This window comes from Williamsia maris (assembly GCF_024171815.1).
Taxonomy (GTDB): Bacteria; Actinomycetota; Actinomycetes; order Mycobacteriales; family Mycobacteriaceae; genus Williamsia_A; species Williamsia_A maris.
Genome location: NZ_JAMTCJ010000004.1, coordinates 686,334 through 706,717 on the forward strand (window position 1 = coordinate 686,334; position 20,384 = coordinate 706,717).

Here is a 20,384-nt window from a genome sequence, read left to right on the forward strand (position 1 = left end):
CGCCGTTCCTCGGCGTCACGATCTCGCCGCGACGGACTACGCGCTGCGGTCCGACGCCTTCACCGCGGCGATCGCGTCGTCGTCCCCGGTGAACGCGCATGCGACCTCGTCGCGACCGAACGCGAACAGCAGCAGTTCACCCGGTTCCCCGGTGACGGTGACCGACGGGCCGGAGCCGACCGTGGTGACCGTCGAGCCGTCGGGGGTGCGCAACTCGACACGAGCGGGCGCCGATCCGAGACTCTTCTTGGCGATCAACGGCAGCGGCCGTCGCAGGGCCGCGGTCAGATCGGGGTCCAACGGTCGGACAGTCCACCCGGCGACCGCGCGACGGACGTCCTCGTGGTGGACGAACATCTCCGCGGCGTTGACGAACCGGTCCAGCGGGCGCAGCGGCGAATACCAGGGCGGGCCGGACGCGAGCTGATCGACGAGCCCGGTCCAGTCCCGCCGGGCGTAGCCCTTCTGCACCCGCTCGGTGTAACCCGCCAACGGCGGCAGGAGGATCCCCGGGGCTGCGTCGAGTCGCACCTCGCGGATCACCATGTGCGCGGTGATGTCCCGGGTGACCCACCCCTCACACAGGGTGGGGGCGTCCGGCCCGGACAGGCGCAGGGTCTCGACGAGAGCGGCGCGTTCGGCGCGTGCAGCGGTCATCTGTCGACCCTAACGTCCGCACGGCCCGCCCCACCGGGCGAACCGTGCGGTCGCACTCAGCGCTTCTTCTTGGCCGGGTCCGTGTTCACCGAGAGCACCGTGGGCACGATCATCGGCCGGCGACGGTAGGTGTCGGCCACCCAGCGGCCCACCGAGCGCCGGATCATCTGTGCGATGCGATGGGTGTCGGTGACACCTTCGGCGGCGAGCTCCGACAGCGCGGTGTGGATCATGTCCGAGGCCTCTTTCAGCGCCGCCGGATCGTCGGAGAAGCCGCGTCCGGACACCTCGGGGGTGCTGACCAGGGTTCCGTCCGCGGCGTCGATGACCACGGTGATTGCGATGAAGCCACCCTCGCCGAGGACCAGACGCTCCGACAGGGTCGACTCCCCCACGTCGCCGACCGACAGGCCGTCGACGTAGACGAACCCGACGGGCACGCGTCCGACGATGCCCGCGCGACCGTCGACCAGGTCGACGACCACGCCGTCCTCGGCGAGCACGACCCGATCCGGGTCGACGCCGGTGGCCTCGGCCAGCGCGGCGTTGGCGCGCAGATGGCGCCATTCGCCGTGCACCGGCATCGCGTTGGACGGGCGGACCGCGTTGTACAGGTAGAGCAGCTCACCCGCCGATGCGTGTCCGGAGACGTGCACCTTGGCGCTCTGCTGGGTGACGACGGTGGCGCCACGCTTGGCCAGACCGTTGACGACCGCGAAGACCGAGTTCTCGTTGCCGGGGATCAGCGACGACGCGAGCACGACGAGATCGTCGGCCCGGATGTTGATCTGGCGGTGTTCGCCGCGCGCCATCCGCGACAGGGCCGAGAGCGGCTCGCCCTGCGATCCGGTGGACACCAACACGACCCGGTGATCGGGAAGCGATGCGGCGGCGTCCATCTCGACGACGACGCCGTCGGGCACGCGGAGGTAGTCGAGTTCCTGGGCGATCTGCATGTTGCGCACCATCGACCGTCCGACGAAGCAGACCTTGCGGTCGTGCGCCGCGGCGACGTCGACGACCTGCTGGATGCGGTGCACATGGCTGGCGAACGACGCGACGATCACGCGCTGTCTGGCCTTGCCGATGACCTGGTCCAGGACCGTGCCGATGTTGCGCTCGGGGGTGACGAACCCGGGGACCTCGGCGTTGGTGGAGTCCACCAGGAACAGGTCCACGCCCTCGTCGCCGAGACGGCTGAAACCGGCGAGGTCGGTCAGCCGACCGTCGAGGGGCAGCTGGTCGAGCTTGATGTCACCGGTGTGCAGGACCAGGCCGGCCGGGGTGCGGATGGCGATCGCGAGTGCGTCCGGGATGGAGTGGTTGACCGCGAAGTACTCGAGGGCGAACGGCCCGTACTTCGACGTCTCGCCCTCGGTGACCTGCACCAGCTTCGGTCGCTGACGGTGTTCGCGGCACTTGGCGGCGAGCAGGGCGAGGGTGAAGCGGGACCCGACGACCGGGATGTCGGCGCGCAGGCGCAGCAGGAACGGGACCGCGCCGATGTGGTCCTCGTGACCGTGGGTGAGGACGATGGCGACGACGTCGTCCATCCGGTCCTCGATGTAGCGGAAGTCGGGCAGGATCAGGTCCACGCCGGGCTGCTGGTCCTCGGGGAACAGCACGCCACAGTCGACGATGAGCAGCTTGCCGTCGAACTCGAAGACGGTCATGTTGCGGCCGATCTCGCCGATGCCGCCGAGCGCGACCACACGCAGTCCGCCGCGCGGGAGCTTGTTGGGCAGACCGAGGCGATCGGTGGCGTCCCCGATCGGCTGCGACGCGGCGCGGGGCGAGCGGTCGCGGCCGGGTTCGGACCGGCGGTTGCCGCCGCCCGTGCGGTTGTCCGAGCGCGATGACTTCGCCGGGGCGCGATCGCCGGATCCCTTTGCGGGAGCCGACTTCGCCGATCCGGACTTCTGCCGTCGCGACTTGGCCGGTGCCGTCTGCTGATCGGCCGGAGCCGACGACTGCGCCGGGGACGACTGAGGCTCGGCCGCGGCGGGCGCGGTCTCGGCGACGGGCTGCGGCGCGGCGCTGACCTCGGGGGTGGGCTCGGGCGGGCCGCTGCGTCGGGTGGCGGCGCGCCGGGGGCGACGTCCGGCGTTCGGGGTCTCGGTCACGAAAGAACCTGCGCTGCACGCAAATCGGCGATGAGAGCTTCGATCTGCGGCCCGGTTGCGGGCATCTGCGGCAAGCGCGGATCACCCACGTCCAGTCCGATGATGCGTAGTGCGGCCTTGACCATGGTGACTCCTCCGAGGCGACCCATCGCATTCACGAGAGGGATCAGTGACAGGTTGATCTCGCGGGCCCGGACCATGTCGCCTTTGTCGACCGATTCGAGCAGCTCACGAAGGCGATCGGGCACGAGATGGCCGATCACCGAGACGAATCCGGACGCGCCGACCGCCAACCAGGGCAGGTTGAGGGCGTCTTCTCCGGACAGATATTCCAGACCCGCGTCGGCCATCAGTGCGGCGGCCGAGTTGAGGTCTCCCTTGGCGTCCTTGACGCCGACGATGTGACGGTGGCGTGCGAGCTCGAGCAGAGTGCGGTGCTCGATGGGCACGACCGACCGGGGCGGGATGTCGTAGAGCAGCACCGGGAGTTCCGTGGCGTCGGCGATCGCGGTGAAGTGCGCGAGCAGCCCGGTCTGCGGCGGCCGGGAGTAGTACGGCGTGACCACGAGCAGACCGTGGGCCCCTCGCGCGGCGGCCTCGATCGCGAACCGAACGCTCTCGGCGGTGTCGTAACTTCCCGCGCCCTGGGTGATGCGTGCACGATCGCCGACCGCGGCGAGCACCGCGCTGAGCAGGTCGAGCTTCTCGTCGACGGTGGTCGTCGGCGACTCACCGGTGGTCCCGGAGATCACGAGCCCGTCGACTCCCCGATCGACGAGATGCGTCGCGAGTTCGACGGCCTTGCCGATGTCAAGGCTGCCGTCCGGTGCGAACGGGGTCACCATCGCGACACCCACGGTTCCGAACGGATGCAGCCCATGCTGCGTATGGCCGCTGTTCATGGTGGTCAGGCTACCGTCCGACGACATCGCATCCCGCTCAACCCTCGATGACGAACGGAGATGTCGCGACCTCGGTGCCGTCGGCGAGCGTCCCGATCTCGAAATCGCCGAAAACCGTGGGCGCCAGAGCCGACAACTGACGCAGACATTCGATGGCGAGCTGCCGGATCTCGACGTCGGCGTGCTCGGTCGCCCGCATGCCGACGAAGTGGCGCCATGCCCGGTAGTTGCCCGACACGACGATCTTCGTCTCGGTGGCGTTGGGCAGGACCGAGCGGGCGGCCTGGCGGGCCTGTTTGCGGCGCAGGATCGCGTTGGGCACATCGGCGAACTTGGCCTCCAGGGCTCCCAGCAGCTCGACGTAGGCGGCGCGTGCGGCGTCGGTGGCCGTCACGAACAAGGCCTCGAGCTCCTCGTCGCCTCGAATCGCAGGGGGGCACACCACATTCGAATCATGCTCGGGCACAAAACGTTGCGACAGCTGCGAGTACGAGAAGTGACGGTGACGGATCAGCTCGTGTGTGCACGACCGCGAGATACCGGTGATGTAGAAGGTCACCGACGCGTGTTCGAGGAGCGACAGGTGCCCGACCTCGAGGATGTGGCGGAGGTAGGCGGCGTTGGTCGCGGTGCGCGGGTTCGGCTTGTCCCAGCTCTGGTAGCAGGCCCGGCCCGCGAACTCGACGAGCGCCTCGCCCCCGTCGACGTCGGTCGACCAGTCGACCTCCGCCGGGGCGTGGAATTCCGTGTGCGCGATCATGTGCACCTGCAACGGGACCAACTGCGACACCTGCGACTCCTCGGATCAGATCGGCGGCACCGCCGCCGCGCTCACCGAGCACAGCCACACGGCGCAGGCGTCGATTGTCCCGCGTCGACCGCGACCGACTGCCGCCGCCCCCGTGTCCGCTCGCCTCGGGGTCCGCTCAGGCGGGACTGAGGTCGGTACGCACCCGGTCCGAGGCACGCGGCGCGAGGCCGCGAACGCCGGTTCCGGCGATCGGACCGCCGACGCGGTCGACCACCGTGGCGCTGATGGCCTCGAACTCGCGGGAGTGCGCGGCCGATGCGGGCCGATGCGACGTACGGGCGGGCACACTCTCCGGATCGGTGACCCCGAGCCACTGCATGACCAGGGCGCCCAGCGACAGCCGGTACTCGCGGTTGTGGACGATGTCGATCTCGCGGGTCTGGACACCGCCGATGCTGTGCCGCGCCCGGACCACGCGCGTCGAGATGTCGGCGAACCACACCTCGACGGTGACGGTGCCCCGGGTCATCCGCAGCCACCGATGCCCGACGACATCCCACCCGTGATGTCCCGCGTGGGCGACGAGCGCCTCGCGGGTCTCGCCGGTGTGGGCACGCGGTGGCGCAGCCGGAACGGGTGTGGTGCGACGTGACGTCGACGGCACAAAGCGCATGTGAATTCCCCCTGGTCGTTCGTGGTACTCCCCTGGTCCCCTGCAGTACCAACGCCGTGATTGTGCCCTACGACACCCCGATCCGCCAATAGCGACTCACGCCATCTCCGATGGGGCGCAGGGGAATACGGATGGCAAACAGTTAGTGAATGTCACGAGTTATCCGACGGGGACCGTTCGATCTCTGGTGCGAACGACCGATGCGGGGGAACAATCGGTTCGTGAAATCGACGACACCGCGGCGCGCCATCGCAGGACTGCTCGCCTCCGCCGCCCTCCTCCTGATCCCGGTCGCCGCACCGACGCTCGGGGCCCCGGCCGGCGCGGCGCCGTCACCGACCACGCGCGAGGCGACGGATCGGTCCCTGCACCTGACCGGCGCACCCAACGCCCGCGACTTCGCCGGTTACCGCGGAATCGAAGGCGCGCAGGTCAATTCGAAGGTGATTCGCAGCGACAACCTGTCCCGCATCACCTCCGAGGACGTCGCGCGGCTGACCACTCGGTCGGTGCGCTCGGTGGTCGACCTGCGCACCGGGGTCGAGCGAGCCCTACAGCCGGACCGTCGTCTGCCCGGCGCCGTCGAGGTCACCCACGACGTCTTGGGGCGTTCTCCGATCACCACGCTGGTCGACCTGCCGTCCGCCTACCGCTCCTTCGTGACCGACTCCGGCGCGCGCGTCGCGATCGCCGCGACCCTGCGCGGTATCGAGTCCACCGCCGCCGCCGGGGGCACCACGCTCATCCACTGCACCGCGGGCAAGGACCGCACCGGATGGGTGTCGGCGGTGCTGCTGAGCGTGCTCGGCGTCGATCGCCCGACCATCGAGGCCGATTTCCTGGCCAGCAACACCTACCGCCACACCTCGGCGTCGGACCGGATCAACGGCGTCGACGTCGCGTGGCTGCGGTCGTCGTTCGCGACCGCGGACGCGAGGTACGGCAGCATCGACGGCTACGTGCGCGCCGGGCTCGGCCTGAGCGCACGCGACATCACGACGCTGCGGTCGGTTCTGCTCACGCCGACGCGCCGCTGATCGTCCCCGCTCAGCCGGCGCTGCGCAGTGCCGCACGCAACCCGGGCGCGAGGTCGCCCCGGTGTCCGACGCGTACGCCGTCGAGGCCCAACCACGTCGCCATCGACCTCAGGTCGGCGGCCAGTGCCGTCGCGACGTGTGCGCGGTCGACTCCCTCCTCGGCGAAGGCTCCGAGAACGGCCAGGACACCATCGGCGCGCTCGGCCTTGAGGTCGACACGGGCGGCGATGGTCTCGTCCAGCAGGTACGGGAACACGTAGTACCCGTGGACTCGCTTGTGTTCGGGTACGTAGATCTCGATGCGGTAGTGGGTGTCGAACAGTCGGAGCAGCCGGGGACGAAAGAACACCAGCGGGTCGAACGGCGCCAGCAGTGCCGAACGCTCGACCCGCCGGGGCACCGTCGCGCCCGGGTCGACGAAGGCCGGTCGGTCCCAGCCCTCGACCTCCACCGACACGAGGTCACCGGAGTCGACGAGATCGGCGACGGCCGACCGGGCGTCGGCGACCGGGAGTCGGTAGTAGTCGCGTAGGTCGGTCTCGGTGGCGACGCCGAGGGCGCCGATGGCCTTGCCCACCAGGGTGCGGATGGCCACGTCGCGGTCGATGACCGTGGCCGCGATCTCCGGTCCGACGATGTTCGCGGCCAGATCGTAGTGTCGGTTGAACCCGCCCCGGCGGATGGCCGACAGCTCCCCCGCGGCGAGCATCACCTCACAGACGTGTTTGACCTCGCTGCGGTCCCACCAGGTCCCGCGGCGGGGTCCTTCTCGGCGGCGTCCGAGGTACTCCTCCAGCTCGCCACCGGTGGACGGCCCCAGATCGTCGATCGCCGTGGCGATCTCGGCGCGCAATGCGGTGCGTTCGGCCGGCTCGTCGACGGCCGACCCGTAGCGACCGAACCGGTAGTCGGCCATCCTCCACCCGAACAGGGGCCAGTCCTGCACCGGGATCAGTGCGGCCTCGTGCGCCCAGTACTCGGCCAGCAGGCGCGGGGCGCGGGCGGTGGACTCGCCGGCCGCACGATCGAGCAGGTCGCGGTCGTACGGCCCGAGTCGGCTGAACAGCGGCATGTAGTGCGCGCGGACCGCGATGCTGACCGAGTCCATCTGCAGGAACCGTGTGCGTGCGAGCACCCGCTGGAGATGGCGACGGGTGACCGGGCCGGACGGGAGCGGATCGGTGAAACCCTGTGCTGTCAAGGCGATACGTCGTGCACGTTCGATGGACAGCCGGTCGCCGATCCGGGCCATCAGCCGTCGATCCTGCGGTAGTCGCAGAACCGGTAGCGCGGCCCCTTCTCCGATGTCATCCACTCGCCGTCGTTCTGCGGTCGCCACCGCGTCACGTCGATCGCGGGGGCGAAGGCATCGCCTCCGGGCACGTCGACGTCGATCTCGGTGACGATCAGGAGGTCGGCCACGGGCAGTGCCGCGGTGTAGATCTGCGCGCCACCCATGACGACGGTGAGTTCAGGGTCGGCGTCGGCGGCACGACGCAGTGCGTCGGCGAGGTCGTGCGCGACGACCGCCCCCTCGGCGGTCCACGACCGATCGGCCGTCAGCACCACGTTCATCCGATTCGGGAGCGGACGGAATCGCTCCGGCAGCGAATCCCACGTCCGGCGTCCCATCACGACCGGGTGCCCGGTGGTGCGTTCACGGAAGTGGCGTGCGTCCTCGGGGACCCGCCAGGGGATGGTGTTGTCGCGACCGATGACCCCGCCGTTGCCCTGTGCCCAGATGAGCGCGACGGTCATACCGCGACGGGCGCCTTGATGCCCGGGTGGTGCTGGTAGTCGACGACCTCGATGTCGGTGAACTCGTAGTCGAACAGCGATGATCGCTCGGCGAGCCGGAGCGTCGGATAGGGGTAGGGCTCCCGGGAGAGCTGCAGTTCGACCTGTTCGACGTGGTTGTCGTAGATGTGGCAATCGCCGCCGGTCCAGACGAACTCCCCGACCTGCAGCCCCGCCTGGGCGGCCATCATGTGGGTGAGCAGTGCGTAGGACGCGATGTTGAACGGGACCCCGAGGAACAGGTCGGCGCTGCGCTGGTAGAGCTGGCACGACAGTTTGCCGTCGGCGACGTAGAACTGGAAGAACGCGTGGCACGGCGGCAACGCCATCTGCGGGATCTCCCCCACGTTCCAGGCGGAGACGATGTTGCGTCGCGAGTCCGGGTCGGACTTCAAGAGGGCCAGCGCGTTCGAGATCTGGTCGATGTGGTCACCGGACGGCGTCGGCCAGCTGCGCCACTGGACGCCGTAGACCGGTCCGAGTTCACCGGCCTCGTCGGCCCATTCGTCCCAGATCGTGACGCCCCGCTCCTGTAGCCAGCGCACGTTGGAGTCGCCGCGCAGGAACCACAACAGTTCGTAGAGGATCGACTTGAGGTGCACACGTTTGGTGGTGATCAGCGGGAAGCCGTCGTTCAGGTCGTAGCGGAGCTGATGGCCGAACAGACTGCGGGTGCCGGTGCCGGTGCGGTCGGACTTCGCGACCCCGTCGCGCAGGACCAGCGCGAGCAGATCCTCGTACGGGGTGGGGATGGCTGCCGGGGTGGGGATGGCTGCACTGTGGGACACGGTCACGCCTGAGAGTCTAGAACCGCGGTGTGACGCCGGGCATCAGGACGTCGGTGAACAGGAACTGCGGCTCGTGGTCGACTCAGGGCATCAACGACGCGGCCACCGTCGCGCCGAGATTCCAGCAGGCCTCGAGATCATCCCTGGTCGGCTTGCCCGAGACGATGACGTCCTCGGCTCCGCGGGTCCAACCGAGCCCGGTGGTGATCGAGTCGACCGCGCGCTGCGCGCCCTCGGTGCCCTCGTTGCCGTGCAGATAGAGCCCGAACGGGCGCCCCTGCGTCGCGTCGAGGAGTTGGTAGTAGGCGGTGTCGAACGCGTGCTTCAACGCTCCGCTGATGTAGCCGAGGTTCGCCGGGGTACCCAGCAGATACCCGTCCGCGGCGAGCATCTCCGCGGGTGAGACCGTCAATGCCGGTCGGCGGAGTACGTCGACCCCCTCGATCTCGGGGTCGGTCGCCCCGGCGACGACGGCGGAGAACATCTCGTGGCAGTGCGGCGACGGCGTGTGGTGCACGATCAGCAGGGTGGCCATACGTCTTCAGGAGCTCTCGGCTTTTTCTTGGGCGACAGCACGTTTCATCATCGCGCGAGCACGGGTGCGGTCGCCCGCGTAGTCGTAGGCCCGCGAGATCCGGTAGGTGTTGCGCCAGTTGTCCGGATCGGCTTCCCATTCGGTGCGAACGGTGGCGAAGAGCTCGTCGGCGGCGTCACGTTCGAGCCGTCCGGACGGACGCCGAGGCAGCGAGGAGACGTCGAGTTCCCGCCCCTCCTCGCGCATGCGGCGACCGAGGCGTTGATGGGTGATGCCTGCCCGCAGTGTCGCGACCAGCATCCAGATCCCCAACAGCGGGAGCAGCAGGACACCGACCCCGAGTCCGATGCCGACCACCGACCCGTCCTGGATCAGTTCGATGCCGCGATAGCCGAGCAGCCCGATGTAGAAGATCAACGCGATGACGATCAGCACGATCACCAGCACGATCGGTCGGGAGTCGCGGGTGTAGAAGTCGCGCTTGCCGCCGCTCATCGCAGGTCCGTCACGGTCGGCCTACAGATCCAGGAGCTCGTCGAGCCCCACCGTGAGGCCGGGCCGCTGCGCGATCTGACGCACACCGAGCAGCACACCGGGCGCGAACGAGGTGCGGTCGAGCGAGTCGTGGCGGATCGTCAACGTCTCTCCCTCGGTGCCGAGAAGCACCTCCTGGTGGGCGACGAGGCCGGCGAGCCGCACCGAGTGCACCCGGACACCCTCGACATCGGCGCCGCGCGCGCCGTCGAGCGAACTCGTGGTGGCGTCGGGCATCGGGGCACATCCTGCCTGCGCCCGGGATTCGGCGATCAGGCGTGCGGTACGGAACGCGGTGCCCGAGGGGGCGTCCGCCTTGTGCGGATGGTGCAGCTCGATGACCTCGACCGAGTCGTAGAAGCGGGCGGCCGCGGCGGCGAATCGCATGCTCAGCACGGCGCCGATCGCGAAGTTGGGGGCGATGAGGACGCCGACGCCCGGCTGCGCGCTCAACCACTCGCGCACCGCCTCGAGGCGATCGTCGTCGAACCCGGTCGTCCCGACGACGGCGTGGATCCCGTTGCCGATCAGGAACTCGAGGTTGTCCATGACGACCGACGGGTGCGTGAAGTCGACGACGACCTGGGTGCCGGAGTCGACGAGCGCGGCGCGGTCGTCGTCCTTGTCGATGCCGACGGTGAACTCGAGGTCGTCGGAGGCGGACACCGCGTCGACGATGGCCTGACCGACCTTGCCGCCGCTGCCGAGTACGCCGACCCGGATCCGGTCACCCACAGTGCCGTTGCTCACGCACAGACTCCTCGTCGTCGAAAGGTCCCGCGGCAGACGCCGAGGACGTCCGACGATTCTATCGGTGCGGGTCGACGACACGGGCGGGCGCGGTCGGCCTCAGGCGGACGCCGCCTTGAGCAGGTCGGCGCACTTCTCCGCCATCGTCATGACGGTGATGTTGGGGTTGACCGAGGGCAGCTTGGGCATGGCCGAGGCGTCGACGACCCGAAGGCGCTGGGTGCCGCGCACACGCAGCTGCGGATCGAGCACCGCCATCGGGTCGGAATCGACACCCATCTTCGCCGTCGCGGCCGGGTGGTAAACGGTGTTGTGCGTCTTGTGCATGTAGTCGATCAACTCGTCGTCGGTGACCGCGTCGGGTCCGGGTGCGAGTTCGGCTGCCACCCAGGGCTTCATCGGTGCCTGGGCGGCGATCTCCCTGGCCAGACGCAGACCCGCCAGCATGGTCGTCTCGTCGTGGTGGTCGGGGTCGGTGAAGTACCGCGGGTCGACGCGCGGGCGGTCACGGAAGTCCGGGCTGCGCAGCTTGACCGTGCCGCGGGAGAGCCCCTGCGTCACGTTCGGCGTGAGGCAGAAACCGTTGTCGGTGGTCGGATATCCCCACCGCAGGGTGTTCATGTCGAACGGGACGCTGCCGTAATGCATCATCACGTCCGGGATCTCCAGGCCGTCCTTCGTGGTGGCGAACACGCCGATCTCCCACCACTGACTCGACTCGGTGACCATGGGCTGCGCGGCCTCCCAGAACACCAGACCCTCGACGTGGTCGTCGAGGTTCTCGCCGACGCCGGGCAGGTCGACCCGGACGTCGATCCCGAACTCACGCAGTTGCGCGGCCGGCCCGATCCCGGAGAGCATCAACAACTTCGGGGTGTCGATCGCACCGGCGGTGACGATGACCTCGCGCCGCGCACCCACGACGTCGAAACCGGTGAGATCGGGACGCTGGTAACGCGCACCGGTCGCGGTGACGCCGTCGAACGTGATGCCCTGCGCCCAGCAGCCGGTACGCACCTCGAGGTTCGGCCGCTGCCCGATGATGGGGTGGAGGTAGGCGTGCGAGGTCGACATCCGCAGACCGTCCTCACCCGCATTGATCTGGAACCAGCCCGCACCGTTGCGAACCGTCTCGCCGCGGTTGAACCCGACCGTCGGCAGTCCGGCCGCGGCCGCGGCCTCGAGAATCGCTGCGCCACAGGGATCGAGGGGCGGGACGTCGCGCAGACGCACCGGGCCGTCGTGCCCGTGGTCGCCGGGGGCGTCGTTGTTCTCCAACCGGCGGGTCAGCGGATGGATGTCGGCAGCACCCCATCCGGTCAGGCCGATGCGTTCCCACTCGTCGAGGTATTCCGCGGGCGGCCAGAACGCGATGCACGAGTTGTGCGAGGAACATCCGCCGAGCACCTTGGCCCGGGCGTGACGCATGAAATCGTTGCCCCGCTCCTGCGGTTCGATCGGGTAGTCCCAGTCGTAACCCGAGTCCAGCAGATGCATCCACTCGCTGAGCACCAGGATGTCGTCGTTGCCGACGTCGGTCGGGCCCGCTTCGAGGACGCAGACGGTCACATCCGGATCCTCGGTCAGGCGAGCCGCCAGTGCGCACCCCGCGGTCCCACCGCCGACGATGACGTAGTCGAAGGTTCCTGCGGTCACTGCGTCGTCGCGCAACGGATCTGCCATGGGCTCTTCAGACTCCTTCGGGTCCCGGGAACGGCTGTGCGGCATCGGCCGCGGGTGCGTCTGCTTTCGTTTCCGACGCATGGGATTTCAGCGTACCCATGCCCTTGCTGCCCTTGACGAGATACCAGAGCAACCCGACACCGCCGATGACACCGATGTAGAGGAACGCCGCCCAGGTGTTGTACCAGTTGAATCCGTAGACCGCGGTTCGCGGCCAGGCGAGGTTCAGGGCCATGCCGATGCCCCACACGACGGCGACGATGTTGACCGGCAGTCCCCAGCGGCCCATCGTGAAGTACCCGCCCTCCTTGAGGTCCTTCGGCGGCCACTCACCCTTGAGTCGTTTGAGGAGCAGCGGTCCGGTGATCATCAGATACGCGATGTAGATCATGATGATCGCCACCGAGGTCAGCAGCAGGAAGATCGTCGGCTGGTTGATGTTGATCACCAGGATGAGGATCGACAGCACCCCGATCAGCACGGCCGGGATGACCGGGGCCTGGGTCTTCGGGTGGACCTTGGCCAACGACTCGCCGAACGGCAGCGCGTTGTCGCGAGCCATCGCGAAGGTCAGGCGGATGGCCGCGGTGTGCACGGCGAGCGTGCACACGAACACCGCGACGACGATGCACATCAGGAAGATCTTGCCGACCGGGCCGTACATGACGTCGAGAACGATCTGCTGGAGACCACCCTGGACACCCAGCGCCGGATCGGACAGGTTGGGGGCGGCGAGGATCGCGAAGACGAGGATGGCACCGCCGATGACGAACGAGGCCAGGATGGCGCGCAGGATGGCCGTCGGCGCGGTCTTGCGCGGGTTCACCGTCTCCTCCCCCAGCGACGAGGCGGTGTCGAAGCCGTACATGACGTAACCCGATGCGAGAGAGGCGATCAGGAAGGCGCTGAGATACCCGCCGCTCTGGCCCGCCCCGTACCCGTTGGTGGAGAAGAACACCGCGGGTGTGCGCTCGATGTTGAAGGCGAGGATCACCGCGATGAGGACCGCGGCGATGAGTTCGATGAACACCCCGGTGCTGTTGATGATGGACATCAGGCGTACGCCGAAGGCGTTGATCGCGGTGGTGACCACCACCAGGATCGACCCCAGCAGGACTGCGTTCGACGGTGAGACCACGGCCAGATCCTCGGACCCGATGAGGCGGAAACCGCTCCAGATCTTGGGCAGCGTGGAGTCGATGGCGAGCACCACCGCCGACATCGTGACGATCGATGCGGTGAGCATCATCCATCCGGAGAACCAGCCGACGACCTTGTTGCCCAGGATCTTCGCCCAGTTGTAGACCGACCCGGCGATCGGATACTTCGCGGCGAGCTCCATGAAGCAGAGTGCGACGGCGAACTGCCCGACGAACACGATCGGCCACGACCACAGGTACGCCGCGCCTGCGGTTCCGAAGCCGAAGTAGAAGAGCTGGAACGTGCCGGTGAGGATCGAGATGTAGCTGACGCCCGCGGCGAAGCTGGCGAATTTCCCGATGCTGCGATCGAGACTTTCCTTGTATCCGAAGTGTTCCATCCCGTTGTCGGGATCGACGCTCTTCTCGATGGTCATGTGGGCCCCTAGCACTGGTGTGACAGATGTGGCGACGACTGCTCTCTACGGTGAGATACGACGAACTCGTGACGCGGTAGAACGGTCCCGCGGTCTGCTCAGGGCGGGAACCACCCCGCGGGCGGGGCGGCGGTGTTGTTCCAGATGTGTTTCTGTTCCTGGTATTCGGCGAGCCCGGACGGCCCCAGTTCCCGGCCGTTGCCGGACCGGCCGAAACCACCCCACTCGGCCGCGGGGGTGTAGTACCCGAAGTCGTTGATCCACACGGTGCCGTGTCGTAGCCCCCGCGCCATCCGTTCGGCGACCGCCGCATCGGAGGTGCGGACACCTGCGGCGAGTCCGTAGTCGGTGTCGTTGGCCAGTTCCAGCGCCAGGGCCTCGGTGTCGAAACGTTCGACGGTCAGGATCGGCCCGAAGGTCTCGTCGGTGACGATCCGCATCGAGCGGTCGCAGCGGTCGAAGATCGTGGGCAGGAAGAAGTATCCGTCGGCGAGGTCGGGATCGGACGGCTGCTCCCCACCGACCACCAGCTCGGCACCCTCGTCGATCCCGAGTGCGACGTAGTCGGTGATCTTCGTCAGCTGCGCCGCCGACACGAGCGGGCCGGTCAGACTCGCCGGGTCGACACCGGGTCCCATCACGATGCGGCCGGCCCGGTCGGCCAGGGCGGCGACGACATCGTCGGCCACCGATTCCTCCACGATCAGACGTGTACCCGCCGAGCAGACCTGGCCCGAGTGCAGGAACACGCCGGTGAGGACCTGGTCGACGGTCGCGTCGAACGACTCGCGCGTGGCGCACGCGTCGGCGAACACGACATGCGGGTTCTTGCCGCCGAGTTCGACCAGCACGCGGGTGACGTGCTTCGCCGCGGTCTCGGCGATGATCTGCCCGGTGGCGAGGCCTCCGGTGAACGAGATCAGGTCGACGTCGGGGTTGTCGGTGAGGGCCGGGCCGAGGTCGGCCCCGCTGCCCAGCAGCAGGTTGACCACGCCGCGTCCGACGCCGGCCTCGATCAGCAGTTCGGTCAGCGCGATCGTCGAGAGCGGCGTCACCTCACTGGGTTTGAGGACCATCGTCGCGCCGGCGGCCAGGGCGGGTGCGATCTTCCAGGAGATCTGCAGCAGCGGGTAGTTCCACGGGGCGATCATCACGCAGACGCCGATGGGTTCGGCCACCACGCGGCTGATCACCGCCGGGTTGCCGACGTCGACGAGACGATCGGCGGTCGTGGTCGCGAGGTCGGCGTAGTACCGGAACACCGACACCACGTCGTCGATGTCGATCCGACTCTCCACCAGGGTCTTCCCGGTGTCCTGGGTCTCGATGAGCGCGATCTTCTCGCGGTCGCGGACCAGCAGGTCGGCGATGCGGCGGAGCAGATCGGAGCGGTCGGCGACGGTGGTGTCCCGCCATTCGGCACGATCGAACGCCGCACGGGCCGCGGCCACCGCGGCGAGCGCATCGTCGGGTGACGCCTCGGACACCGATCGGATCACCGTGCCGTCGGCCGGGTCGATGCAGTCGCGCCGGGAACCGGTCGACGAATCGGTCCAGCTGCCGTCGATGAACAGGTCAGCGGTCACCGGCACCCTCGTCTCACACATCGTCGAACACGGACGACCACCTCACGGCGTCGTTCTGCACGGTCCCATCCTTACCCCTCGGAGCACATTTCGGTGATCCAATCGTGGAACGCGGTGATGTGGTGCTCGGCCGGTACCAGAACCCCACCCCGGCGGTAGGCCCGGGAACCCATCGCCGGTTGGGTGCGCTCGCACGCCTCGAAGTCCTGTTGGTTCACGCGATGGAAGAGCTCGACCCCCGCCCCGACGTCGGCGCCGGCCGCGACCACGTCGGGATGGAACAGCCAGTCACAGACCACGAGGGTCTCGTCGACCGAGACCGGGAACATCCGGTGGACGATGACGTGGTCGGGCACCAGGTTGATGAACACGGTCGGGTTGACGGTGATGGCGTAGTAGCGCCGGTCCTGTTCGGGGGCCAGCTCGGGCAGCCGGTCGAACCCCGCCGACCCGTCGACGGTGAACCCGTCGGCTTCCGTGGCGAATTCGGCGCCGTGACCGACGTAGTACTGCGCGGCGAGGCCGTCGGCGAACTCCGGTAGCACCTCGGTGAGCTCGGGGTGGATCGTTGCGCAGTGGTAGCACTCCATGAAGTTCTCCACGATGAGCTTCCAGTTCGCCGCGACCCGATAGGTCTCCCGGTGCGCCAGCGCCAGATCGCCGACCCGGTAGTTGTCGATCATCGTGGCGTCGCCGAGGCGCTCGACGACCGCACCGATGACGGTCTCGTCGAACGACGGGGGGTCGTCGTCGAGACAGACCCACAGGTATCCGAGCCACTCCCGGGAGGCCACCGGGATGAGTCCGTAGGCGCTGCGGTCGATGTCGCCCAGGCTGCTCAGGTTGGGCGCGGCGACCAGCTTGCCGTCCAGGCCGTAGGTCCAGGCGTGGTACTGGCACTGCAGGTTCCGTCGGACCGCGCCCGCGTCCTCGGTGCAGATCAGTGCGCCGCGGTGGCGACAGCTGTTGAGGAACGCCCGCAGTCCCCCGTCGCGACCGCGCACCACCAGCACGCTCTCGCGACCGACGTGCACGGTGGCGAACTGGCCGGCGTTCGGGTGATCGGCCACGCGTACGGCACACATCCAGCGGCGCTCGAGGATCCGCTCCTGTTCGGTCGCGAAGAACCCGGCGTCGGTGTAGGCGCCGCCGGGCAGGGTGCGCAACAGCGTCGGCGGCAGCTCGTCGGCCACCGGGGTCGACACGCCCGCGGGACGGGTGTCCGGATCGATGGCCGTCATCGGGCGTCCACCGTGGTCACCGAGGCCCGGCGCGGATCGAAGATGTCGATCGGGTGCCGGGTCGCGCCGTCGATCACGAGATCGGCGAGGATCTCCCCGACCACCGGGACGAACTTGAAACCGTGGCCCGAGAATCCGCACGCCACCACCACATTGCGCTGGGTGGGGTGTTCGGCGATGACGAAGTTGTGGTCGGGGGTGGTCGAGTACATACAGGTTGCGGCGTCCAGCGCCGGCCCGCGCACGCCGGGGAGCAACTGTCGGACGCGGTCGAGCATCTGCGCGGTCTCGTCCTCGCCCACCACACGATCGATGGTGTCGGGTGAACACGTCCGGCCCTTGCGGAAGAACGCCACCTTCACGCCGCCGCCGGGGCCGTCGATGGCCGGGAACCCGTAGATCTGTTCGACCGCGTCGGTCTCGTGGATGTAGATCGGGATGTCGTCCATCGGGACACCGTCGCCCTCGGGGGCCGGTTCGGTCTCGAACCAGTACATGACCTGTCGTTCGATCTCGATGGGCACGCCGAGGTCGGCGAGCATCTCCGGGGCCCACGCCCCGGGACACACCACGAGACGGTCGGCGGCGAAGACGCCGGAGGTGGTGGTCACCTCGACGCCGGTGTCCGAGTCCGTCCACCCGGTGACCGTCTCGCCGAAACGCAGATCGGCTCCGGCGCGGCTGGCGAGCTCGATGTGCGCGGTGACCGTCTCCTCGGGTCGGGCGAACCCGGCCATCGGCTCGTAGACCGCCACCTGCCCCGGCGCGGGCGCGAACGCGGGGAACCTCTGGCGGACCTCGTCGGCAGTGAGCACCTCGTGGGGCAGTCCCCACAGTTGCGCCGCGTGGCGCGACCCCGACACCGTCGCGCAGGTCGGTGGACCGACGAACAGTCCTCCGGTGATGCAGTAGACCTCGCGACCCGAGTCACGGGCGAGTTCCTCCCACAGCTCGTAGGCGCGCAGCAGGAGCGGCACGTACGCGGGGTCCTCGAAGTACGACTGGCGGATGATCCGCGACCCGCCGTGCGAGGACCCCCGGTCGTGCGCCGGTGTGAACCGTTCCAGACCCAGGACGCGCTGTCCGCGCGCCGCGAGGTGGTATGCCGCAGCCGATCCCATGCCCCCGAGTCCGACGACGATGACGTCGTACCGCTGCGATGAGCTCATCAGTACCTTCCCTTGATCCGAGCGTTCTCCGGGTCCACGGTGGTGGTCGGCGAGACGGTGAACGACGCCGTGGTGTCGAACCAGTCGACGCCGACCTGATCACCGGTACGCAGGTCGGCCGGCCCCCAGGCGTAGGCGATCGTCCGCCCGATCGTCGGGGAGAAGGCCGCCGATGTGATGTGTCCGACGGGCCCGTCGGCGGTGGACACCGGTTCCGATCCCATCAGAACGGTGGCGGGGTCGTCGGCGATGACGGTGTGCAGTCGCCGCCGAACCGGCCGCTCGAGCATCGCTGCGCGGCCGACGAACTCGTGGTTCTTGGCCACCGCGAACGCCAGCCCGGCCTCGTCGGGCGAGTCGACGGCGCTCATGTCGGTCCCCCACGAACGGAAACCCTTCTCGATGCGCAGACAGTCCAGTGCACCTCGGCCCGCCCAGACCGCTCCGACGGGCTGCGCCGCCTCGGTGATCCGATCGGCGAGTTCGGCGCCGTCGGCGGCGTCGGCGTAGATCTCCCAGCCGAATTCGCCGACGTAGGACACCCGCATCAGCAACACCTCGACACCGGCCACCGTGGCCGGCGCGCATCGATAGAAGGGCAACGACGTAGCGTCGACGGCGGTCGTCGTCAGCGGCGCGATGACCGACTCCGCGCGGGGCCCCCACACACCGAGACAGCTGGTCTCCGTGGTGGTCTCGCGCACCGACACCGACATGCCGCCCGCCCGCGCCCGACGGGCGTGTGCGGTCAGCCACGCGATGTCGACGGGGCCGTTCACGCCGATCTGGAATCGGTCGGCGGCGGTGCGGGCGACGGTCACGTCGCTGCGGATCCCGCCGGTGTCGTCGAGGATCAGCGCGTAGAGCACCGTGCCGATCGGCCGGTCCGGGTCGCGGGTCAGCAGTGGGGCGAGGAACCTCGCCGCATCGGCTCCGGTGACCTCGACGCGCATCAGGGAGGTCATGTCGTAGAGACCCATCGCAGTGCGGGTCGCGGCCGCCTCGGCGAGGACGGTCGGTGACCACCACCTGCGAAACCATTCGTCGCCCAAAGCATCTCGTCCACCGCTTGCGAGGGGGTCGTTCGCCTCGAACCAGGCGGGTCGCTCCCATCCGTGGGAGGTGACGAACTGTGCACCCCGACGCAGGTGCCCGGCGTGCATCGGGCTGGTCTGCCGGTCGCGCGCCACGGTGCGTTGCTCGCGGGGATGGGAGATGTCGTACACCTCGTCGAAGGCGCGGGCGCTGAGCACGTCGACGTGGTCGCGTTCGACCTCGAGGGCGGAGAACCGGGCGATGTCGCACCCGGAGACGTCGACGTCGGGCGTCCCGGTGGTGATCCACTCGGCCATCGTCCGACCGACGCCCGCGGACTGCGTGACCCAGACCGCCTCGGCGATCCAGAACCCGTCGAGCCCGGGGTGCGCGCCGAGGAGCGGGCTGCCGTCCGGGGTGAACGAGAAGATCCCGTTGAAGCCCTCGGCGACATGGGTTTTCGCGAGCGCGGGCAGCAGCCGGGTGGACTCGGTCCACGCCGGGTCGAAATCCTCGGGGGTGAACGGGAGCATCGAGGGCATCGGCTGTCCGGCGGTGTCGCGGTACAGCTCGTCCATGGCGACGGGCATCGCGCGGTGACCGTAGTAGCCGATGCCGATCCGGTCGCCGTGCTGGCGGTAGTAGAGGTCGGAGTCCTGATGGCGCAGGATCGGCATCGCCGCCGCGGCCTTTCCCGGCCGCTCGTCGACGTAACCGCCCATGTTCTCGACGGCGCCGGTGGTGACGTACTGGTGGCCCATCGCCACCAGCGGCACGGCGAGATCCACCATCGCCCCCACCTCGACACCCCAGAACCCGGCGCAGGACACGACGATGTCGGCGGGCAGCGTCTCGCGTGCGGTGCGGACGCCGGTCACCCGTCCGCCGCCGGTCTCGATGGCGAGCACCTGTTCGTCGCCACGGAACCGCACCCCCGCCGCCGTCGCCCGGGCACGCTGCGCGTCGACCGTGGCCTGGGCGTCGGCGAGCCCGTCGTCGGGGGTGTGCAGCCCGCCGAGGACCCGCGACGGATCGAGCAGCGGATGCAGTTGCGCGCAGCGGTCCGCGTCGACGACCTCGGCGCTGACGCCCCACGAGCGGGCCCACCCGGCCTTGCGGTGCAGATCGTCCATCCGGGCCGCCGTCGCGGCGACCTCGAGACCGCCGACCTGGTTGAAACACAACCGATCCGGCGTCGAGAGGGAGACCAGTTTGTCGATGGTGTACTGCGCGAAACCCGACAGGGTCTCGCATGCGTTGGTCGCGAAGACGAGGCCGGGTGCGTGCGAACTCGATCCGCCGGTCGCGGGCAGCGGTCCACGGTCGACGACGGTGACATCGGTCCAGCCGCGCAGTGCGAGTTCGTCGGCGAGGGAGGTGCCGACGATGCCGGCACCGATGATCACGACGTGCGGGTTGCTCATCCGCCGCTCCTGACATTGTTGCGCTTTATGCAACGTGATGTCGCATGTGCAACACATCGTGGGACGTAGCGCGCGTCGAGTCAACTCGGCGCGCGCAGGGACACGACGAGGAGGGGTGTGGAG

The 20,384-nt window shown here is 68.8% G+C and carries 18 protein-coding genes; 1 reads left to right on the forward strand and 17 read right to left on the reverse strand.

Annotated elements, in window-relative coordinates; genetic code table 11:
• Positions 1–36 precede the first annotated feature (36 nt).
• The 5 genes from LX13_RS21870 to LX13_RS21890 all read right to left on the reverse strand — a co-directional run bounded on the left by LX13_RS21870 (position 37) and on the right by LX13_RS21890 (position 5,106).
• On the reverse strand, positions 37–657 hold the full coding sequence (locus LX13_RS21870) for a TIGR03085 family metal-binding protein (protein ID WP_253663403.1): 621 nt from the start codon (positions 655–657) through the stop codon (positions 37–39).
• Positions 658–713: 56 nt separating this feature from the next.
• On the reverse strand, positions 714–2,780 hold the full coding sequence (locus LX13_RS21875; RefSeq protein ID WP_308214779.1) for a ribonuclease J: 2,067 nt from the start codon (positions 2,778–2,780) through the stop codon (positions 714–716).
• Positions 2,777–3,682, reverse strand: a complete 906-nt coding sequence (gene dapA, locus LX13_RS21880; RefSeq protein ID WP_253663404.1) for a 4-hydroxy-tetrahydrodipicolinate synthase — start codon at positions 3,680–3,682, stop codon at positions 2,777–2,779. Before dapA ends, LX13_RS21875 begins: the two co-directional genes overlap by 4 nt.
• Positions 3,683–3,719: 37 nt before the next feature.
• A complete protein-coding gene (thyX, locus tag LX13_RS21885) occupies positions 3,720–4,472 on the reverse strand; it encodes an FAD-dependent thymidylate synthase (protein ID WP_253663405.1) in 753 nt (250 codons plus the stop codon).
• A gap of 136 nt (positions 4,473–4,608) precedes the next feature.
• Complete coding sequence (locus LX13_RS21890; RefSeq protein ID WP_253663406.1) at positions 4,609–5,106, reverse strand: hypothetical protein; 498 nt, start codon at positions 5,104–5,106, stop codon at positions 4,609–4,611.
• Positions 5,107–5,327: 221 nt separating this feature from the next.
• Here LX13_RS21890 and LX13_RS21895 point away from each other — a divergent pair, with 221 nt between their 5' ends.
• Positions 5,328–6,143, forward strand: a complete 816-nt coding sequence (locus LX13_RS21895) for a tyrosine-protein phosphatase (protein ID WP_253663407.1) — start codon at positions 5,328–5,330, stop codon at positions 6,141–6,143.
• Between the two features lie 10 nt (positions 6,144–6,153).
• Here the strand turns inward: LX13_RS21895 and LX13_RS21900 are convergent, their stop codons facing one another.
• The 12 genes from LX13_RS21900 to LX13_RS21955 form a co-directional block, all read right to left on the reverse strand.
• Positions 6,154–7,395 carry a winged helix-turn-helix domain-containing protein gene (locus LX13_RS21900; protein ID WP_253663650.1) on the reverse strand — a complete coding sequence of 414 codons (1,242 nt, stop codon included), beginning with the start codon at positions 7,393–7,395 and terminating at the stop codon, positions 6,154–6,156.
• Entirely contained in the window at positions 7,395–7,901 is a 507-nt protein-coding gene (locus LX13_RS21905; RefSeq protein ID WP_253663408.1) for a dihydrofolate reductase, read from the reverse strand. Before LX13_RS21905 ends, LX13_RS21900 begins: the two co-directional genes overlap by 1 nt.
• Entirely contained in the window at positions 7,898–8,728 is an 831-nt protein-coding gene (locus tag LX13_RS21910; protein WP_308214785.1) for a thymidylate synthase, read from the reverse strand. Before LX13_RS21910 ends, LX13_RS21905 begins: the two co-directional genes overlap by 4 nt.
• An 82-nt stretch (positions 8,729–8,810) precedes the next feature.
• Positions 8,811–9,263: a flavodoxin family protein gene (locus tag LX13_RS21915; RefSeq protein WP_253663409.1), complete on the reverse strand. Its 453-nt coding sequence runs from the start codon at positions 9,261–9,263 to the stop codon at positions 8,811–8,813.
• Between the two features lie 6 nt (positions 9,264–9,269).
• Complete coding sequence (locus tag LX13_RS21920) at positions 9,270–9,758, reverse strand: hypothetical protein (protein ID WP_188492244.1); 489 nt, start codon at positions 9,756–9,758, stop codon at positions 9,270–9,272.
• A 21-nt stretch (positions 9,759–9,779) separates the two neighbouring features.
• On the reverse strand, positions 9,780–10,532 hold the full coding sequence (dapB, locus tag LX13_RS21925) for a 4-hydroxy-tetrahydrodipicolinate reductase (protein ID WP_253663652.1): 753 nt from the start codon (positions 10,530–10,532) through the stop codon (positions 9,780–9,782).
• A gap of 114 nt (positions 10,533–10,646) precedes the next feature.
• Positions 10,647–12,230: a GMC family oxidoreductase gene (locus LX13_RS21930; RefSeq protein WP_253663410.1), complete on the reverse strand. Its 1,584-nt coding sequence runs from the start codon at positions 12,228–12,230 to the stop codon at positions 10,647–10,649.
• A 7-nt stretch (positions 12,231–12,237) separates the two neighbouring features.
• Positions 12,238–13,806 carry an APC family permease gene (locus LX13_RS21935; RefSeq protein ID WP_253663411.1) on the reverse strand — a complete coding sequence of 523 codons (1,569 nt, stop codon included), beginning with the start codon at positions 13,804–13,806 and terminating at the stop codon, positions 12,238–12,240.
• Between the two features lie 98 nt (positions 13,807–13,904).
• Positions 13,905–15,392 (reverse strand): aldehyde dehydrogenase family protein, encoded by a 1,488-nt coding sequence (locus tag LX13_RS21940; protein ID WP_253663412.1) that lies wholly within the window; start codon positions 15,390–15,392, stop codon positions 13,905–13,907.
• Between the two features lie 71 nt (positions 15,393–15,463).
• Positions 15,464–16,633 carry an aromatic ring-hydroxylating oxygenase subunit alpha gene (locus LX13_RS21945; protein ID WP_253663413.1) on the reverse strand — a complete coding sequence of 390 codons (1,170 nt, stop codon included), beginning with the start codon at positions 16,631–16,633 and terminating at the stop codon, positions 15,464–15,466.
• The gene (gene solA, locus LX13_RS21950) at positions 16,630–17,802 is read right to left on the reverse strand and encodes an N-methyl-L-tryptophan oxidase (RefSeq protein ID WP_253663414.1); all 1,173 of its coding nucleotides are present in this window, start codon (positions 17,800–17,802) and stop codon (positions 16,630–16,632) included. Before solA ends, LX13_RS21945 begins: the two co-directional genes overlap by 4 nt.
• Positions 17,802–20,261 (reverse strand): GcvT family protein, encoded by a 2,460-nt coding sequence (locus tag LX13_RS21955; protein WP_253663415.1) that lies wholly within the window; start codon positions 20,259–20,261, stop codon positions 17,802–17,804. The genes solA and LX13_RS21955 overlap by 1 nt, the downstream gene beginning before the upstream one ends.
• Positions 20,262–20,384 lie beyond the last annotated feature (123 nt).

Excerpts from the sequence above, each read along its gene's own strand:
- LX13_RS21930 (WP_253663410.1), bottom strand. The coding sequence starts at position 12,230 with ATGGCAGATCCGTTGCGCGACGACGCAGTGACCGCAGGAACCTTCGAC.
- dapA (WP_253663404.1), bottom strand. The coding sequence starts at position 3,682 with ATGAACAGCGGCCATACGCAGCATGGGCTGCATCCGTTCGGAACCGTG.
- LX13_RS21920 (WP_188492244.1), bottom strand. The coding sequence starts at position 9,758 with ATGAGCGGCGGCAAGCGCGACTTCTACACCCGCGACTCCCGACCGATC.
- LX13_RS21905 (WP_253663408.1), bottom strand. The coding sequence starts at position 7,901 with ATGACCGTCGCGCTCATCTGGGCACAGGGCAACGGCGGGGTCATCGGT.
- LX13_RS21900 (WP_253663650.1), bottom strand. The coding sequence starts at position 7,395 with ATGGCCCGGATCGGCGACCGGCTGTCCATCGAACGTGCACGACGTATC.
- LX13_RS21890 (WP_253663406.1), bottom strand. The coding sequence starts at position 5,106 with ATGCGCTTTGTGCCGTCGACGTCACGTCGCACCACACCCGTTCCGGCT.
- LX13_RS21915 (WP_253663409.1), bottom strand. The coding sequence starts at position 9,263 with ATGGCCACCCTGCTGATCGTGCACCACACGCCGTCGCCGCACTGCCAC.
- LX13_RS21955 (WP_253663415.1), bottom strand. The coding sequence starts at position 20,261 with ATGAGCAACCCGCACGTCGTGATCATCGGTGCCGGCATCGTCGGCACC.
- LX13_RS21945 (WP_253663413.1), bottom strand. The coding sequence starts at position 16,633 with ATGACGGCCATCGATCCGGACACCCGTCCCGCGGGCGTGTCGACCCCG.
- solA (WP_253663414.1), bottom strand. The coding sequence starts at position 17,802 with ATGAGCTCATCGCAGCGGTACGACGTCATCGTCGTCGGACTCGGGGGC.
- LX13_RS21870 (WP_253663403.1), bottom strand. The coding sequence starts at position 657 with ATGACCGCTGCACGCGCCGAACGCGCCGCTCTCGTCGAGACCCTGCGC.
- LX13_RS21935 (WP_253663411.1), bottom strand. The coding sequence starts at position 13,806 with ATGACCATCGAGAAGAGCGTCGATCCCGACAACGGGATGGAACACTTC.